Source organism: uncultured Draconibacterium sp., assembly GCF_913063105.1.
Classification (GTDB): Bacteria; Bacteroidota; Bacteroidia; order Bacteroidales; family Prolixibacteraceae; genus Draconibacterium.
This window is the reverse complement of sequence record NZ_CAJXYQ010000010.1, coordinates 35,555-54,261: the sequence shown is the minus strand read 5'-3', so window position 1 is coordinate 54,261 and position 18,707 is coordinate 35,555. Positions and strand designations below refer to the sequence as shown.

General features: G+C 39.9%; 15 protein-coding genes. 11 read left to right on the top strand and 4 right to left on the bottom strand.

Annotated elements, in window-relative coordinates; translation table 11 throughout:
• The first annotated feature begins 1 nt into the window (after nucleotide 1).
• The 5 genes from QZ574_RS11360 (at nucleotide 2) to QZ574_RS11340 (ending at nucleotide 7,825) form a co-directional block, all read left to right on the top strand.
• Nucleotides 2-2,959: a carboxypeptidase-like regulatory domain-containing protein gene (locus QZ574_RS11360; protein WP_297089608.1), complete on the top strand. Its 2,958-nt coding sequence runs from the start codon at nucleotides 2-4 to the stop codon at nucleotides 2,957-2,959.
• A gap of 17 nt (nucleotides 2,960-2,976) precedes the next feature.
• Nucleotides 2,977-4,311, top strand: coding sequence for a DUF4876 domain-containing protein (locus QZ574_RS11355; protein WP_297089607.1), 1,335 nt, complete (start codon nucleotides 2,977-2,979; stop codon nucleotides 4,309-4,311).
• 29 nt (nucleotides 4,312-4,340) lie between these two features.
• Nucleotides 4,341-5,927 (top strand): DUF6850 family outer membrane beta-barrel protein, encoded by a 1,587-nt coding sequence (locus QZ574_RS11350; RefSeq protein WP_297089606.1) that lies wholly within the window; start codon nucleotides 4,341-4,343, stop codon nucleotides 5,925-5,927.
• Between the two features lie 396 nt (nucleotides 5,928-6,323).
• Nucleotides 6,324-7,160 carry a 50S ribosomal protein L11 methyltransferase gene (prmA, locus tag QZ574_RS11345; RefSeq protein WP_297089605.1) on the top strand — a complete coding sequence of 279 codons (837 nt, stop codon included), beginning with the start codon at nucleotides 6,324-6,326 and terminating at the stop codon, nucleotides 7,158-7,160.
• A 2-nt stretch (nucleotides 7,161-7,162) separates the two neighbouring features.
• A complete protein-coding gene (locus QZ574_RS11340) occupies nucleotides 7,163-7,825 on the top strand; it encodes a phospholipase D-like domain-containing protein (RefSeq protein WP_297089604.1) in 663 nt (220 codons plus the stop codon).
• A gap of 3 nt (nucleotides 7,826-7,828) precedes the next feature.
• Here QZ574_RS11340 and QZ574_RS11335 read toward each other — a convergent pair whose 3' ends face one another.
• Nucleotides 7,829-8,341 carry a metallophosphoesterase family protein gene (locus QZ574_RS11335; protein WP_297089603.1) on the bottom strand — a complete coding sequence of 171 codons (513 nt, stop codon included), beginning with the start codon at nucleotides 8,339-8,341 and terminating at the stop codon, nucleotides 7,829-7,831.
• Nucleotides 8,342-8,413: 72 nt separating this feature from the next.
• Between QZ574_RS11335 and QZ574_RS11330 the strand changes: the two genes are divergently transcribed.
• The 3 genes from QZ574_RS11330 to QZ574_RS11320 all read left to right on the top strand — a co-directional run bounded on the left by QZ574_RS11330 (nucleotide 8,414) and on the right by QZ574_RS11320 (nucleotide 10,131).
• Entirely contained in the window at nucleotides 8,414-8,695 is a 282-nt protein-coding gene (locus tag QZ574_RS11330; protein WP_297089602.1) for a putative quinol monooxygenase, read from the top strand.
• 15 nt (nucleotides 8,696-8,710) lie between these two features.
• Nucleotides 8,711-9,205 (top strand): histidine phosphatase family protein, encoded by a 495-nt coding sequence (locus tag QZ574_RS11325; RefSeq protein WP_297089601.1) that lies wholly within the window; start codon nucleotides 8,711-8,713, stop codon nucleotides 9,203-9,205.
• 224 nt (nucleotides 9,206-9,429) lie between these two features.
• Nucleotides 9,430-10,131 carry a 16S rRNA (uracil(1498)-N(3))-methyltransferase gene (locus QZ574_RS11320; protein ID WP_297089600.1) on the top strand — a complete coding sequence of 234 codons (702 nt, stop codon included), beginning with the start codon at nucleotides 9,430-9,432 and terminating at the stop codon, nucleotides 10,129-10,131.
• Nucleotides 10,132-10,276: 145 nt separating this feature from the next.
• Here the strand turns inward: QZ574_RS11320 and QZ574_RS11315 are convergent, their stop codons facing one another.
• Nucleotides 10,277-11,524, bottom strand: coding sequence for an ATP-binding cassette domain-containing protein (locus tag QZ574_RS11315; protein ID WP_297089599.1), 1,248 nt, complete (start codon nucleotides 11,522-11,524; stop codon nucleotides 10,277-10,279).
• 248 nt (nucleotides 11,525-11,772) lie between these two features.
• Between QZ574_RS11315 and QZ574_RS11310 the strand changes: the two genes are divergently transcribed.
• Nucleotides 11,773-12,360, top strand: coding sequence for a c-type cytochrome (locus QZ574_RS11310; protein WP_297089598.1), 588 nt, complete (start codon nucleotides 11,773-11,775; stop codon nucleotides 12,358-12,360).
• 60 nt (nucleotides 12,361-12,420) lie between these two features.
• On the opposite strand, the gene QZ574_RS11305 is transcribed toward QZ574_RS11310, so the two are convergent.
• Nucleotides 12,421-14,478, bottom strand: coding sequence for an acetate--CoA ligase (locus QZ574_RS11305; RefSeq protein WP_297089597.1), 2,058 nt, complete (start codon nucleotides 14,476-14,478; stop codon nucleotides 12,421-12,423).
• Between the two features lie 112 nt (nucleotides 14,479-14,590).
• Between QZ574_RS11305 and QZ574_RS11300 the strand changes: the two genes are divergently transcribed.
• Together QZ574_RS11300 and QZ574_RS11295 are read left to right on the top strand one after the other, a co-directional pair.
• Entirely contained in the window at nucleotides 14,591-15,403 is an 813-nt protein-coding gene (locus QZ574_RS11300; RefSeq protein ID WP_297089596.1) for a hypothetical protein, read from the top strand.
• An 89-nt stretch (nucleotides 15,404-15,492) separates the two neighbouring features.
• Nucleotides 15,493-16,470 (top strand): hypothetical protein, encoded by a 978-nt coding sequence (locus QZ574_RS11295; RefSeq protein ID WP_297089595.1) that lies wholly within the window; start codon nucleotides 15,493-15,495, stop codon nucleotides 16,468-16,470.
• Between the two features lie 79 nt (nucleotides 16,471-16,549).
• Here the strand turns inward: QZ574_RS11295 and QZ574_RS11290 are convergent, their stop codons facing one another.
• The gene (locus QZ574_RS11290; protein ID WP_297089594.1) at nucleotides 16,550-18,697 is read right to left on the bottom strand and encodes a S46 family peptidase; all 2,148 of its coding nucleotides are present in this window, start codon (nucleotides 18,695-18,697) and stop codon (nucleotides 16,550-16,552) included.
• Nucleotides 18,698-18,707 lie beyond the last annotated feature (10 nt).

The following is an 18,707-nucleotide window of genomic DNA, read 5'->3' as shown; positions in this document are numbered from 1 at the left end:
TATGGCAAAAATAGTACTTGTATTCTTTGTATTTCTCGCATCAATAAATGTGGCCTATTCTCAATACTCCCTCTCGGGAAAGGTACTTAATGCCGATAAAAAAACACCGATAGAATTTGCTACTATCGTTACCAGCGATAATAACTTTTGGGCAATTACCGATTATAATGGCGATTTTACCATAAAACTTCCGAAAGGCGAATTCTCATTGATAATATCATGTTTGGGATATGAAAAAACCAGCTCTTCAGTTAGCATAAAGAATCAATCTGTTTCAAACCAGGTTTTCTATATTAAAGAAAACAACCTGTCGTTGGATGAAGTGGTGGTTACTGCACAGAAAAAAGACGAACTGGCTACCTCCTACTCCATAGACAGAAATGCTTTAACGCATGCTCAGACAAAGGATATTTCTGATTTAATGTCGCAATTACCGGGTGGGCAGACCAGTTATGAAACGGATGCAACAAGTGAACGGTATGTTGTTTTACGCTCCGACTCCAGATCAGAAATCGATAATCCGTCGTTTGGTACAGCCATTGAAGTAGATGGAGTACGTTTAACGTCCAACTCAAACTTTAGCAGTTTTGCAACTGACGGAATTGATGGGATTGACATTCGGAATATTGCGGTAAATAACATTGAATCGGTTGAAATCGTAACGGGATTACCATCGGTTGAAAATGGCGACCTTTCTGCCGGTCTCATGAAAATTCATACCCGCAAGGGAAAATCGCCATTGGAGGTTGAGGTGATAACCAAACCCAATACAAAAAGTTATTCGGCAACAAAAGGTTTCGATTTGGGAAGAAGACGGGGACTTATTAATACCAGTTTGGAACACACCAAATCGATTAAGGATCGTGTTTCGCCGTATACAACTTATACCCGAAACAATATGTCGTTAACCTACCGCAATACCATTGGGCCAAAAAGCAAGCCTATTGATTTAACATATGGAATTACAGGAAACCTGGGCGGTTATAATTCGGAGAATGATCCGGACAGGTTTGTGGGAACCTATGAAAAACAGAAAGATTATGCTTTACGTTCGAACCTGAATGTAAAGTGGCTTTTAAATCTTCCTTATTTAACAGGGCTCGATTTTTCCGCCTCGGTTAATTATGCCGATAAAAAAAGGGAAGAAAAAGAAAACGAAGACAGTTCTGCATCTACAGTAGCAAACCATTCTACTGAAGAAGGCTATTTTATTGCTACTGATTACGATGAAAATCCGAACGCTGAAACCATTCTTATTCCTGCCGGTTCGTGGTACGAAATAATGTATAACGATGATAAACCGGTTACCTATTCGGCAAAACTGAAAGCAAACTGGGTTCAGAAAAAGGGAGAATTCATTAACAGAATTAAAGTCGGAGGCGAAGTTTCATTTTCAGGCAACTACGGTAAAGGCGAATTTTACGACGATTTGCGTTATGCCCCAACCTGGAGAGAATACCGTTACGATGAACAACCTTTTGTAAATAACTACTCGTTTTATGCTGAAGACAAGGTAATATTCCCGGTGTTTGGAAACCAGATGGATATTCAGGCCGGAATTCGTTCCGACATTACTTCTATTAAAGGAACGGAATATGGAACTGTTCAGGGATGGTCGCCACGTATAAACGCCCAATACGTGTTGTATGAAAACAAAAATTCATTACTGAAATATGCAAAGATCCACGCAGGATGGGGAGATGCTGTAAAACTTCCCTCTGCAAACGTTCTTTATCCTCGACCGGCATATAGCGACCGGCTGGCATTTGCTTCTACCTCTGATGCGGTAGGAACCGCTTTTTACGCCTACTATTCGATGCCTATCTCAACCATTTACAATACCAGTTTAAATTGGCAACGTCGACGCAAACTTGAAGTGGGCACCGATTTCAGAATAGGAAATACACGGATTTCGCTAACGGCTTATCGGGATAAAACATTCGATCCTTATCGTCAGGCAGATCACTATATTCCGGTAGCCCATAAATTAACCGATCAAAGCGACTTGGAAGAGAGCCAAATCCCCAGAGAAGATCAGGTTTACGACATTGATCAGTCAACAGGAATAGTTACCGTTTCGGATGCAACAGGAACACTTGAAAGTGAAGAACTGAACTACACGGTAAAAAACAGGTTTAAAAAGGATTATTATTATGCGAATGGTTCGTCCGTTATTAGGAAAGGGCTGGAATGGATTATCGATTTCGGAAAAATTGAAGCACTAAAAACTTCTGTTAGACTCGACGGAAGTTATTATTCTTACAAGGGAGTTAATGAAACGATACAGGAGGGAATGTCAACCAGTGCTTTGTCGATTGACGGAAGCCCTTATAAATATGTTGGATTTTATGTTGGAAACGACGGGGTGAACAATGGATCGGAAACGAAGAAACTACGTACGAACGTAACAGTTACCACACACATTCCGGCAATTCGGATGATTGTTTCCTGTCGGCTGGAAGGATGTTTGTATGATTATTCCCGTAAACTAAGCGAGTACTCTGACGGAACACGCAGCTACGTGCTGGATGATCCTGATGCTTATCTCCCATCATCATCAGGTGAAAATATTTACGACGGCAATAATTACGTGGCAACCTATCCTTTGTATTACAAGTCCATTAACGATATGGAAACTGAGGTGCTGTTTTTAGAAAAGTTTTTGTGGGCCAAAGAAAACGATCCCGATTTATATAACGATTTATCAAGGTTAGTAAAAAAATCGAGTAAAGACTATTATTTCCAGCCGGAGAAATATAGTCCGTATTTTTCAGCAAACCTGAATGTAACCAAAGAAATTGGAGATCGAATTTCACTCACTTTTAAAGCGACAAACTTTTTTAACAATACCGGAAAAATAACAAACAGCCAGACCGGAAACGAGGAATCACTTTATTATAACAGCTCAGGAAAAATTGCAAAATTTTATTACGGACTGTCGATGCGAATTAAATTATAAATAATTTGAAATAGGATATGAATACAAAAATCAACTTTCGCCTGTTATTGGTTATCGGATTGATAACGTTGGTTTTTCAGTCGTGCCAAAACGACTACGATCATTTATACCAGACACAAATGGTTAGTGTACAATTGCATTATCCTGATAATTTTGAACCGGTCGCAAACGTAATAGTTTCATTAGTGAATTCTACAAATAATATTGCTTATACCGATAGTACCGATGCTGATGGAATTGCAACATTTGAGGTTCCTTTTGGTATTTACGATGCAGCAGTTTCCGAAATGCGTACCCTGTCTGCAACGTCATACATATTCACCGGAAACAAAAGCCTTAGTGTAACTGAATCAGACAAGAATTCAGTGGTAACAAATATTGAATTATCCGTATCTCAAACATCTGCTATTATTATTAAGGAATTGTATAACGGTGGTTGCCAAAAAGACGATGGCTCCGGCTCTTTTAACCGGGGGCAGTATACCATTTTATACAACAACTCTGCAAGTTCTGTTTCGTTAGATAACTTTGGTTTTGGAGCAGCTTTCCCGTACAATTCAAATCAAACAAATTATTTTTTCGAGCAGGGAGAGCTTTCTTTTGTTAAAGAAGGCTGGATTCCTGCGGCGATGGGTATTTGGTATTTCCCTGACGGAATTAGTTTGGCCCCGGGAGAACAAATTGTAGTGGCAATTAACAGCGCAGTTGATAATACAGTAACATATAGTCAATCCATTAATTTTGCCAATTCAGTCTATTATACAGCTTATGATATTAATGTGTATACACATGAGCTGTATTATCCTGCTCCCTCCTCACTTATCCCTACCTCACACTATTTATCAGCAGTAAAATACGGATCAGGATCAGCCTGGACTTTCAGCGTTTCCTCTCCTGCATTTTTTATCTTTAAAACAGAAGGTGAAACCCCGGCCGAATTTGCAAATAATGCCGACAATCTTGGTAACTACAATGGATCATCAACCATGATTTATTCAAAAGTTCCGATGGACTGGGTACTCGATGGAATTGAAGTTTACCGTCAGGGGTACGACAACCAAAAAAGGCTACCATCAGCAATTGATGCCGGTTACGTATACCTAAACAATACTTATGGGTATACTTTATACCGTAACGTTAACAAAGAAGCAACGGAAGCATTACTGGAAAATGCCGAAAGACTTGTTTATAGCTATTCAGGCGGAACAACTGACCTGGTGGATGGAAGTACTGATCCATCGGGTATTGACGCAGAAGCTTCTATTGCAAACGGGGCACGTATTATATACAGCGATACTAACAGCGCAACAAATGATTTCCACCAACGGAGAAAAGCTTCATTGCGCGATTAATTTGTAAGGACTAGGGCACTATGATAAAAATGAAATGTATAACGTGGTTGCTGTTTATTGGAGGCGTATTATTTACTTCCGGATTGTGGGCACAGGAGCAAAATAGCTGGACTGATATAGAGTATATCAGAAACTCAAATCCATGGTTAAGTAGCGAAAATGCTGCTGGTTTAGACAGACTCAGCACAAAAAAGATTTCGTTTATCGAAGCTTTCTACAACAAGAAAAATGGAGATTTTATTAATTTCTACCAATCAGATAACAGCTATTCTTTTGGAGGGATGACCGAATCTTATTATCGATTAAACAAGCTTGTTTTTTATGGAAAAATGAAATATTCCAATTTCTCAGGTAACAATATGGGGGGATCAACCTTATTAGATCCGTATTTCTCATCATTCGATATTGTGGAATTTGCCGATAGTACAGCCGGAAAGAAAAACATGGAAACGTATCATCTTATTGGGGCATTTAGTTTGCCTGTTTATAAAAAATTATTGCTGGGTGTAAAGGCGGATTACAAGACTGCAAGCTACTATAAAATAAAAGATTTAAGACATACAAACGACCTCATGAACATGGAAACGACTGTTGGCCTCTCCTACTTGCTTGGAGAATTTGCCGATATTGGTTCCAATTACTATTTCAGAAAGCGGGTAGAGAATACATTGTATCAGGCTGAAGGAAACACCGATCAACAGTTTAATTCACTAATCAGCTATGGCTCTTTTATGGGCAAACAAGAGAAGTTTGGAATGGATGGCTTCACCGGCGATGATGACAATAATCCATTTGTTGACTATATTCATGGCGTTTCTTTTCAAATTGATATACTTCCTAAAAACAAGCTTCACTTCTTTAATGAAGTGGGATTGAAATGGAGAAGCGGGTATTTCGGTCAAAAATCGTCTGTAAATATTCAATATACCGAACATGAAGCGAATAGCTATCACTACCAGGGAGTGCTGGTTTTAAAAAGACTTCAGAACTTACACCAGTTATCCGTCAATTTCGAACGCGAGGATTTACTTAATTTCGAGAATTCGTATAAAGAATCAACCACCGAAGGAGGAAATACTACCGTTGTTTATTATGGCAAAAACGAAGTTTTGGACCGTGTTTTATCCAAAGCTTCATTCCAATATACGGGTAATATTAATGTTATCGATAATAATCCGGAGTGGGTAATCAACACTGATGTTTCGCTATGGCGAAGAGACCAGGTGGCAACCTTTTATCCGTATTACCGAAAACAGGACGTAAAGCAGGTAACTGCAGGTGCATCGGTTAAACGAAATATCCTCCATAATAGAAATATGTACAGCATATCTTTGGGAGGAAATTATGGTTCGGGTAGCGGAACAGTTAAAGATGATGGAAGTTACGCTTCTGCCTCCGAGAATTATGCGACACTCGATCATTACTTATATCGCGAGTATGAGTACCTGACAACAGGTCGAGCCAGTGGAAATGTTGAATTCCGCTATACAAAAGCATTTCCGGGAAATTACAGAATTTACGCAGAGATGCAGTATAGCTATACCAAAGCTTTTGATTTAACATACGTCGGCGATACATGTGGAAAATTAGCTCTTAGTATAGGATATATTTTCTAATGATGTTCAGGTAGTTAAATTGCAACAAGATTGAATAAAGAACAAGATCGACGATCTTTTAATAATTAGTATAACAGGAATATTTGGCTTTATTGCCGTTAACTTTTTCCCGAATAAATTTTTTGATTAACGGGGAAAGGGACAGTGTAACGGCCATTCAGTTTTGAGTGGCCGTTTTTTTATATTAAGCAAATTATCAATGCTTAGTATTACTAACACCGTCCATTATGGCGGTGAAGCAAGACTTACCGAGTATATGGATTTTGTAATATTTTGTAAATTATTAAAATACAAAATATTACAAAATCCAGCGAGATGCTTACTTTTGCCTTTCACCGCCCTAAAGGACGGTGTTCAATGTTCTTAAAACGTTGAGATACAAGAAAATTAGAAAAAATGGATTACCAAAAAGTTACTATACAAATCACACCGTTTCAAGAGTGGTTGCGCGATATTTTAAATGCTCAACTGGCAGAAATTGGCTTCGATAGTTTTGTGGAAACCGAAGAAGGATTCGAAGCTTTTATTCCGGCAGCCAGTTTCTCAGAAGAAAATTTAAACGCTGTGCTGGCAGATTTCTCCGGGGATTTTTCGTTTAAAGTAAAATCAGAGTTTATTGCTGACCAAAACTGGAACGAAGAGTGGGAAAAGAATTATTTCAAACCCCTGGTAATAGGTGGAGAATGTATGATACGAGCACCCTTTCACACGGAGTATCCCGAAGCCAAATACGAAATTATTATTGAGCCTAACATGGCTTTCGGAACGGGAAACCATGAAACAACAGCTACCATTATCGAGTCGATTCTTCAAAACGATTTGAGTGGAAAGACCATTCTTGATATGGGTTGCGGAACAGGAATTCTCAGCATTCTGGCATCGATGAAAGGAGCGAAACAGATTACTGCAATTGATATTGATAATTGGTCGTACGAAGGAACATTGGAAAATGCCCAACTAAACAACATTGGCAACATTGAAATAAAACTTGGTGATGCAAGTATACTCGGCACCGACACATTCGACCTGATTTTTGCCAATATTCATAAAAACGTTTTACTGAATGATATGGAAGCTTATTATTCGGTGCTAAACATGGGCGGCACCTTAATTCTGAGTGGTTTTTATAAAGAAGACATTCCGGATATTAAAAGAAAAGCCGAAAGCCTAGGCATGGTAGATGCCGGTTTTGTGGAAAAAAACAACTGGGTGGCACACTCGTTTACCAAATAAAAATGAAGGAACTGTTTAATTATTTTGTCAACCATAAAAGTGCTCTTAAGAAAAAGCACCTTCCAAAATCAGTAGCAGTTCAGCTGAAAAGACTAACCAGGCATCAGCGCGACCGGCTAAAACTGCAGTTGACAGAAACAGCTAAAACGCTTGATGAGCTGGATAAAAGCCAGGCAATCGACTGGCTGCAAACCTGCACCCAACTTATTAACGAGCATGCCTTCCATTTTAATCGCGTATTTTTTAGTCCGGGTAACGAAATTAAAAACGAAATTAAATACCTGCTCGAGCATGCCCATACTTCGGTTGACTTGTGCATTTTTACCATTACCGACAACGAACTGGCACAAAAAATTAAAGCTTGCCATAAACGGGGTGTAAAAGTGCGTATAATTACCGACGACGAAAAGACCACCGATAACGGTTCTGAAATTTTAAAACTAGCCAAGGCAGGAATTCCTGTTAAAATCGATCATTCGCATTACCACATGCACAATAAATTTGGAATAATTGATGAGCGCATAGCTATAACCGGCAGTTTCAACTGGACCTATACCGCTACAAAACACAACCAGGAAAACTTACTTGCTACTTCAAAATTTGAAATAGTAAAACAATATAACGATGAGTTTGAACGGCTTTGGGATTCCTTATTCCCGTTCTGAAAATTATAAATCGAGCACCGCCTCCTGACGCGGCATTTCCCAAATCTCCAAATCCCGAATGTTTGCCCCATCAATAACAAAACGCAGGGCTGTACATACTTTATGGAAACCTTTGTAACCAGCAGCACCAGGATTCATGTGCAAAAAATCGAGTTTCTTATCGTAAATCACTTTCAAAATATGCGAATGTCCGCTGATAAAAAGATCAGGCGGATTGGTAAAAATATCGGGTTTTACATAGCGTTCGTAACGCCCGGGGTAACCACCAATATGTGTCATCCAAACATCAACATCTTCGCACCTAAATCGCTGGTGCAAAGGGTGCACTACCCGAACATCCTGCCCATCAATATTACCATAAACCGCTCGTAATGGTTTTATTTCCGCCAGTTTATCGGCCGTTTCAATGTTACCAAAATCGCCGGCATGCCAAATTTCATCAACATTTGCAAAAAAATTAAATACGCGGGGATGAATAAAGCCGTGGGTATCCGACAGCAATCCGATTCGTTTCATTTTATTCGACTTATTCGCGCAAATTAAGTTAAATTTGTTCCTATTAACCAACATTTCAGAAAAAAGAACAATATGATATCGATAGTTGCTAAGTTTAAAGTTAAAGAAGGACAGGAAGAAAAATTTGTTGAATTAGCGAAGGGTTTAATTGCTCCTTCACAGGCAGAGGAAGGTTGCCTGGAATATAACCTCCATAAAGATTTGCAACACGAACTAACCTACACCATGATTGAAAAGTGGAAAGACCAACAGGCCATTGACCTCCACAACAAAACAGTTCATTTTACCAGTACGGTACCTAAAATTGTAAAAATTGCAGATGTTGAAATAGATTTATACCAACCGGTAAACTAACTTAAATGTAATAATATGAAACAGGTAGTAATTGTTAGGCATGGCAAAGCCGTTCCTTACGGCTACGAAGATGATTTTACACGTGATTTGCGCCCACGCGGAAAAAACGATGCAAAACGGGTTAGCCAGGAATTAAAAAAACAGGGTATTCTTCCGGATCAAATTATTTCGAGCCCTGCCAAAAGGGCGATAAAAACGGCAAGGATATTTGCCGAACAACTGGATTTCGATCAGAAAAAAATTATTGAAATACAAGACATTTACGATGGCCTTATCACCAGCGAATTTCTGGAATTAATACAAAAGTTACCATCAAGCGTAAATACCGTATTTTTCTTTGGTCACAATCCGGGATTTTACTACTATGTTTGCAACCTGCTTGAAGCGTTTTACAGTGATATGCCTACCTCATCAACCGTTGGAATAAACTTTGATGCTGACACCTGGGAAGAAGTGGAAGCCCGAAGTGGCAAATTGGCATTTCACCTGGTGCCTCGCATGTTTAAATAGGCCTGGGCACCTCGTACAGCGTTGCTTACAAAACCCAGTCAAGCATTTTTTTTTGAAACAGGTACCAGGTCAATTGATTGAGTGTTGCCTGTGTTATTTGGGTTAACTTTTTTTTTGACCGGTGCTCACCTGTTCGCTTGCAACATTTTACAAGCATTCGTTAATGCTTACAACAATCAGAATTACATTTTTAGTAACTTTGACAGCTGAAAAACATTAAGCTCATGCAATTATTTTATGTTCCGCAAATTTCGGGAGCCGAAGTTATTTTGAACGAAACCGAATCAAAACATGCCATTCGGGTACTTCGCTTAACCATTGGTTCGCAGCTTACGCTGGTAGATGGCAGGGGTGGTTTTTACCAGGCTAAAATAACAGATGCCAGTCCGAAAAAGTGTAAATTGAATGTTACAGAAACGGTATTTGATTTTGGTAAGAAAGATTTCAAACTGCATATTGCAATTGCCCCGACAAAAAACATCGACCGATTCGAATGGTTCCTTGAAAAATGCACAGAATTTGGCATCGACGAGGTTACCCCTATCCTATCAGAACATTCTGAACGAAAAACAATTAAACCGGAGCGTCTGGAAAAGATTCTGATTGCGGCTATGAAGCAATCTGTAAAAGCATACCTGCCCAAATTAAACGAACTTACCAGGTTTGCAGACCTGTTGCAACATGCCGGCTGCACAAATAAATTTATTGCACACTGTAATAAGGGCGAAAAAATACACCTTAAAAAGGCAGTTCACAAAGGCGATTCTGTACTTATACTTATTGGCCCTGAAGGCGATTTTTCGCCGGAAGAAGTAATGGATGCCAAAGCACATGGTTTTCAGGAAATATCCCTTGGCGATGCACGCTTGCGCACCGAAACAGCTGGTATTGCAGCCTGCCATATTGTAAACCTTGTCAACGATTAGAAATACCAGAAGGTACCTTTGACGGTTTATTTTAATAATGCCCCACCAAACATAAAATACTGACTCAGATGGAAAGTAATGAGATTTGAATGGAGGATACTCTCAATTCTGAAAAAACCTTGTTTCACCTTGTACAATAATAGATTTATTGCTCAATATTTTCACCCAGCGACCCGTTTTTACCTGGAATTAATTGGTAAATGAATTGTGGTTGCAAATCAGGTTCCAGTCGATGCGAAACATAAAGAATAGCACTTTGGCTCTCGCTTGCAATTTTATTAATTAAAGCAGAAAGCAAGGCCGCACTCTGGTCGTCAAGCCCTGTTGATGGTTCATCCAGAATTAACAAAGGCGGATGTTTAATCATTGCCCGTGCAATTAGCACCATCCTTCTCTGCACTTGCGTTAGCTCGATAAACGGCCTATTGGCGTAATCTGAAAGGTGGATAAGGTCGAGCCACCGCCGGGCTGCTGTTAATTCACCTTCAGATGGCCGCTGATAAAGGCCAATAGAATCGTGAAAACCGGAAATTACCATCTGCATGGCTGATTGGCGGCGTGTAAATAAATCCATCATTGAAGGTGTAAAATATCCAATTCGCTTTTTTATTTCCCACACACTTTCGCCTGTACCCTTTTTCCGACCAAACAGTTCAATATTCTGTCCGAATGCTTTTGGATTATCGCCATTAATCATGGTTAACAGCGTTGTTTTCCCTGAACCATTTGGCCCCTTTAACTGCCAAAACTCTCCTGCCTGGATTGTCCAGTTTATTTTCGATAATATCGGGCGACTATTATAGTTAACCGACACATCTGTAAATTTGGCAATTACCCGAAATTCCTCAGTTATTTGATGTAAAGGGGCCGGAATAGCAGTACAATAGTGCACCTCCTTATTTTGTTCATATTTTCTGAGATAAGACGCTACCCCGCCTGAAAAAACTACTTCACCCATATGAAGGCGCATGGCATGGTTAATAAAAGGCAAAAGGTCAGCCTTACGTTTAAAAACCTGAATAACCGGCATTTGCCGGCTAATATTAAGTAAGCGTCTTTTTAGTTGATTTACCGAACTTGTATCCAAGGCATCAAAAGGATTATCGAGAACAATAAAATCAGGACTTTTATGCATAAGGTAATCCAGTAAGGCCTTTTTTTGCTCGCCACTTGAAAATGAACGGATACTTCGCCCGCTCTGTCCGCCCAAAACAAAATTATCGTGCCTGAATTCTTCTTCAATAAATTGTGCGAGTGTACTGTTGGAATAAAGCGCCCCCTTTTTTCCCTTTAATTCGGGAAAGTATTCGTTGTTTTCTCCTTTTAACAGTGCTTTTATAAAAGGGGAATTCATCGACAAATCGTTTCCATTTATTGCGGTGTGTTTATGCATATTAAAGTTTTGCTGTAATTCAATTCGCCAAATTTAAAAGATATGCGCAAAAATTTGCTCATCTGCGTAAGTATTCAGAAGCTTACCCGGGATATCGGAAATCAAACTATTTGGATTTATTCTTAATAAGACGTAAATTGTTTAGGTCAACCCCAACTTTGTACACAAAAAGCCAAAAAATCCGGAATCAACTTTTAATAGTAGAAGTAGAATTACGTTCTGAAAAATTTTTAACTAAAATTGAAAACATGAAAAATTACAAGTCGAATCTGCTGTTTTTAGGAACTTTATGTCTCGTTCTTTTTACGATATCGTGCACCAATTCGCAAAAACCTGCTCAGGAAGAAATTGCGTTAACCGGTGATGCGTTGGTAGCCAAAGGTGAATACCTGGTAACTGTAATGGGTTGTAACGATTGTCATTCGCCTAAACAACTTGGGCCACGCGGACCAGAACTTATTCCGGAATTACTTTTATCGGGCTACCCTGCAGAGCGTCCGATTATGAGTTTTGACACCACTCTAACAAACAAGGGTTTTGCTGTTTTTTACCCTGATTTAACGGCAAGTGCAGGGCCCTGGGGAATATCTTTTGCAGCCAATTTAACACCCGATGCAACAGGCATTGGCACCTGGACCGAAGAACAGTTTAACAAAGCTATGAAAGAAGGTAAGTTTAAGGGTTTAGACGGGACACGACGTTTATTACCACCGATGCCCGTTGAAAACTTCACCAACATTAAAGATGAAGATTTAAAAGCCATATTCGCCTATTTGAAAAGCATAAATCCGGTTAAAAATGCTGTACCGGCAGCTATTCCTCCCGGCGAAATGTAAATCGAAAAGACTAAATACAGAGAGGCCGGACTTTACACCGTCCGGCCTTTCTGTATTTAATTAATGTTCTATCCGGATACGCGCATCAACCGCCAGTATTTCGTTTTTGTTGCCAAGCAACGGGTTAATATCAATTTCTTTAATCTCAGTAGCATAGCGCAAAAGCCACGACAAACGGACAATAATATCTACATATTTCTCAATATTTATTCCGTTTTGTTTTCTGAAACCTTTAAGAATTTTATAGGATTTAAGGCTCTGCACCATTGAGCGAGCTTCGCTGTGCGTTAATGGTGCCAGCCCTGAAGCCACATCTTTCATTACTTCCACATAAATCCCCCCCATGCCACAAAGTACAACATGGCCAAACTTTTCCTCGTATGTTGCCCCTAAAAAAAGCTCATTTCCTGAAGCCATTTGGGCAATCAGTACTCCTTCGGTATTTTCAATCTCAAACAAGTGATGGAATTCCTTACGCACCTGGGTAACATTGCGCACATTAAGAATCACCCCGCCTACTTCTGTTTTATGCACCGGCCCAACTACTTTCATTACCACCGGAAACCCAATGCTCATGGCAGCCAAAACGGCTTCTGATTCGGTAGTTGCCACCATCTCTTTTACACGCGGAATTCCGGCCAAATCAAATAATTTATGAATTACTTCCGGGGGTTGATAGCCATTGTGGGTTTCAGCAATTACCCCTTTAACAGCATCGGCACACAGTCCTGATTCATTAATTGCATTATCCAACGGCTTTGGCGTGTTCATTACCTTTGTTAAAGCGCGTCCCAGTAACACTTCATCCGGAAAGTTAACATTACCGTGCGATAAAAAGTGGGCCACATCATCCTTCACATTAATCACACTGGGTAGTATGGGGTAAATAGGCTTCTTACATATTTGCATCTTTCCTGAAAGAACATCATAAACATCTCCGATGGGGAACAAACCTGGGCTGCCATAAATTACGGCCATCCCATCTACTTCAAAATCATTTTCGCAGGCATCGATTATATGTCCAAGCTGCTCGGCTGTACCTGTTGCCAGAAAATCTATCGGATTTTCAACAGATGACCCCGGGAAAAGCTTTTTAAGCAACGAAGCTTTTTCCTGAGAATCTGCAATTTCAGGAATTTTCAATCCACCATCTTCCAGGGCATCGGTAAGCATTACCCCCGGACCTCCGGCATGGGTAATTATGGCCAGCTTCTCGCCCACAAGCTCTTTGCACATAAATACACCGGCAACGGTAGTTAGCTCCTCGCGGCCATAACAGCGCACAATTCCGGCCTTCCGAAACAAGGCTTCAACAGCGGCATCAGAGCTGGTAAGTGCACCGGTATGCGACGATGCTGCCCGACTTCCGGCAGAAGAGCTTCCTGCTTTTATTGCCGCAATTTTGCAACCCTTTTTTATCAAAGAACTGGCATGTAAAAGAAGTTTATCGGGGCTGTTAATATTTTCAATATACAGCAGTTTTACTCGCGCACTTACGCCTTCTTCATACGTTTCATCAAGATAAGCCAAAACATCTTCAACACCCAGTTGCGCGCTGTTACCAACCGAAAAAACATTGGCAAAACGCAATCCTTTTGGAATACCCGATTCCATGATAAAAACAGCTGTTGCCCCTGAACCGGAAATAAAGTCGCAACCTTTAGAAGTAAGTTCGGGGATAGGTGTGGTAAACACGCTGGCATGTGCCGGTGTCATTACTCCAATACAATTCGGACCAATAAGGCAGGCCTGGTGCTTTTCAACTACTTCAACAATTTGTTGCTCCAGTATTTTTCCGGCTTCGTTTGTTTCCCCAAAACCAGCAGAAATAATAATAAATGCTTTGGTGTTGTTGTGCTCCGCCAAATCAGTTACGGTTTGCAAACAGAATTTGGCAGGTATGGCTAAAATAGCCAAATCAACCTCGGGCAGTTCGGCCACATCGGCAAATGATGGAATCCCCTGAACTTTTGATTCGTTTGGATTTATGGCAAACAAATCGCCTTCAAAATGGTGGTCGAGTAAATTTTTTACCACCTTACCACCCGGTTTTGAAATATTATTTGATGCTCCAACAACAACAATACTTTTAGGTTGAAGCAGTTTTTCGTTTATCATAGTTTATACTTTAGCTGCATAAAAGTAGGGATTTAGCTGTTAACCTTAACTGATTTTTTTCAACAACAAAAAAAAGATAAGCGAAATGTATATTTTTGTGTGAAAAACATAAATGGCCGACAACAAAGAACAGAAAATAGTTGTTTTTACCGAACTAACAGAATCAGACAATAACCTGATTTTACATGGGCTGAAACTGGCAGCTATTTTTAAAAAAGAACTTTGTTTACTATACAACTATAGTTTGAAACAGAAACCCAGGCAGAGCAATTTTAAACAACAATTACAAAATTATGTATCCGTGGTAAAAAACGAGGTGCCCGGCCAAAAGGTTTCAACACTTTTGTTGGCAGAAAATGAGCATACCTTACCGGATATTTTAGCAGAAGACTACGAGGCAATACTGGTTGTGCTGAATACATTAAATTTCAGAAAGTATTCAAAATTACTTGCTGAAACATCTGTCCCTTTTCTATTTGTTCATCCCGGCTCTGCAATAACTGCTTACAATCATTTGGTTCAACCAATTGATTTACGCAAAGAAACAAGCGACAGCTCGCTGTGGTGCTCGTATTTTGGACGTTTTAACCAGGCAGAAATTGTTAGCATTGCTGCTAATGACAAAACAAAAGAAGCCCAAAAAAATGTAAATAAGAATGCAGATTTAACCCGCAAACTGTATAAAAAATTCAACATTACACACCAACTTTACAAAGGCAATAAATCAAGTTTACGCAATGCTTTTGAAGCCCTGGAGCTTGCACTGGCATCTGATTGTAATCTATTGGTTATACTTGGTAGTTCAAGCATTACTCCGCTTGACTTACTAATCGGGCTTCCTGAACGAAAAATTCTAAACCGTGCAGGAAAACTGCCGGTAATGGTTATAAATCCGCGAAAAGACAATTATATTTTATGTGATTAAAGCTAGCACAATACTGTTTTAAGTTAAGCCTGGCAGCAGCTAATTTTAAACTTAATTATATTACTTTCGCACTGAAATTCTGGAATACCATGAAGAAAGTACTGGTTTTAATTTTCATTTTAAGTGCCCTGTTTACTCAGGCTCAGGAATTTAAATATACCCTTTTGTTTGAAGGGATTGGCGACAACAGGGAGTTTTCGCGCCCAATTGCTTATCCGCAAACGATTATGGGAAGTCGCGGCGCTTTTGAACTTGGCGTAGATATCGACCAACATCAGCTGCGTGGCGGATTAAGCCATCTGCTTGAATTTGGTAGCGATATTGATGCCCAAAAACCAAAACTTACGCTGTATTACCAGCTTCAGGATGAAAATAAAATGTTTGCTTTTGGGGCCTTTCCGCGCCGTAACAAGTTAAACTTTCCGTTAGCTATGCTTTCTGACACCTTGCTATATTACCGCCCAAATATTGAGGGCCTGTATGGTGAGATAAGTTGGGATTGGGGGCACCAGAAAGGCTTTGTTGACTGGGTTGGCCGACAGACAGAAACGCAGCGCGAACAATTTATGGCCGGTTTTTCTGGTGAAATCTCGCATAAACAACTGTTTTTCCAGAACTATATGCTGATGTTTCACGATGCACATACAAAATTAAACCTCCCCGATCAGCACATTAAAGATTATATTGGCTGGGCCTTTCAGCTTGGTTTTCGCACAAAAGAAAATGCCCGAATTACCGGCGATGTAAAGGCCGGAATTCTAAGTTCCTTATTCAGGGAACGTACGGTTATGCAGGACTATATCAGTGCAACAAGCTTTTTTGCCGAGCTTAACGGACGCTATAAAAATATTGGATTAAAATCAACCCTAAGTTCGGGTGCAAGCCATCGTTTTAAGTTTGGAGATAGTTTTTACCAGGCAAAAGATTACCTGCGCACCGACCTGATTTGGTATTTTATCAACCACGAAAAAATTCAGGGGAAGTTCAACCTATCAATGCATCTGGTTAATTGGAACTACCTGGATCAACAGCAACAGCTTTCTGTTATTTACGTTTTTGGAAAGTAAACAGGGCTATTCTTAAAAAGAAAGAGGGATGTTCGCATTAAACCGATAACATCCCTCTTTTTTATTAATCTTAAAAAAATTATTTCCGAATTTCCATTTCGTCAAGTAAATAGCCGGCTCCGGCAAATTTATCGATAATAAACAGAGCATACCTAATATCGAGCGAAATGTTCCGACAGCGATCGGGATCGAACATTATATCGCTCATGGTACCTTCCCAGCACCGATCAAAATTAACCCCAATTAATTCGCCATTTCCATTCACCACCGGACTACCCGAATTACCACCGGTAGTATGGTTTGAAGCGGTAAAACACACCGGAACATCTCCGTTTACCTGGTAATTACCAAAGTCTTTTTGTTCATATAATTCTTTTAGCCTGTTGGGTACATCATAATCGTAAATATCAGGATTGTCTTTTTCCATAATTCCGCTAAGGGTAGTAAAATGCTTGTATTTCACGCCATCCTTGGGTTCGTAACCTTCAACTTTGCCATACGCAACACGCAAGGTTAAATTGGCATCGGGGTAAAAAGCCTCGTCTTTTTTCATTTCCATAAGCCCTGCCATGTAAACCTTCATATTTTTATTAATCGATTTGCTAATAGCATTTACTTCCGGTAAAATTTCCGTTTCGTACTTAAAATTCAATTTATTGAAAAGCAGCACAATTGGATCTTTGCGTAGTTTAAGCAGCTGCTTGTCGCTGCCATTTTCGAGTAAATCGGCTAGCTTTTGCTGATCTGCCAGTACTGATTTACGATAAACTTTTTGCACCAGTTTCTCTCCCCTATATTTGGCAAGCACTTCAGTCAATTCGGCTGGAAGAAAATTATCATCCAGTCCATTTACGAGCATAGGCAGCAGTGCAGCAAACAGTGCTTCATCGGTTGGCTGATTAAAATCCTTGTAAAATCGAGGTAGTCCTTTAAGCATGGCAGAACGCATGGTTTCAACTTTTTCGGTTTGCTTATTCTCGGCATTATTAATAATTGAATTTAAGGTACGCGCTTGTCGAAACAATTCAACACCTCTGAATACCACCTCCGAATAATAATCGTAGGCTTTTATGTACCGCGCATATTTGTCATAATCCGTTTTAAAGGCCTCAAATACAGTTTTGTATTCCGAATCCCAGCGTCTGTTGCTTTGGGCCCAATTTTTAAACTCATTTTCGTAGTCCAGTTTTCGGTTCACAGCATCAAGTCGTTGTAAGCCTTTTGTCTCACCCTGCCATTTTTTCCAGGCATTACTAATTCCTGCATATTTTGCAGCATACTGGATACGTATTTTTGCATCCGACTCCATGTCGTTACCAATTATTTGCAACTTTTTGTCGCGAAGCATTATTCGGTCTGGGTTGCGTTGGTGCATTGTAATATCAACGGCCTGATGTGGCCAGTACTGCATAGTGCTACCCGGATTGCCAAAAACCATTGTAAAATCGCCAGGTTTAACTCCTTTCATCGATACCGGGAAAAACTTTTTGGGTTTAAAAGGCACATTATCAGGCGAATATTCAGCCGGCTCGTTGTTCTTGTCGGCATAAATACGGAAGATAGAAAAGTCGCCGGTATGACGAGGCCACATCCAGTTGTCGGTATCGCCTCCAAATTTACCGATTGCCGATGGAGGCGCCCCTACCAGACGTACATCCTTGTACACTTTATACACATACAGAAAATATTGATTCCCATAGAAAAGAGGTTTTACCGAAGCTTTAAATTTTCCGTTTTCCTGGGCTCCTTTAATAATGTCATCAATATTTGCGCTAATCTTTTTATCTTTTTCTTCGCCTCCCAACGATTCTGTTTCTGCATAAACTTTTTCCGACACGTCCTGCATGTATTCCAAAAAGCTTACAGTTAACCGCTCGTTAGGCAACTCTTCCTCCTTATTCATGGCCCAAAAACCATTGGTTAAATAGTCGTGCTCTACGGTACTGTGCGATTGAATCTGCCGATATCCACAGTGGTGGTTGGTTATCAGCAAACCTTCATCTGAAATGAGTTCGCCGGTACATCCACCCCCAAAAATCACTACAGCATCTTTCATGCTCGAGTGATTCACATGGTAAATATCATCTGCCGAAAGTTTAAATCCCATCTCCTGCATTTCTGCCAGGTTATATTTTTCCAACAGAATCGGAATCCACATCCCCTCTTTAGCAGAGAGCTTAAAAACACTTACGATCAGGAATAAAATTAGAAAGCTTTTCTTCATCATATTTTTTAAT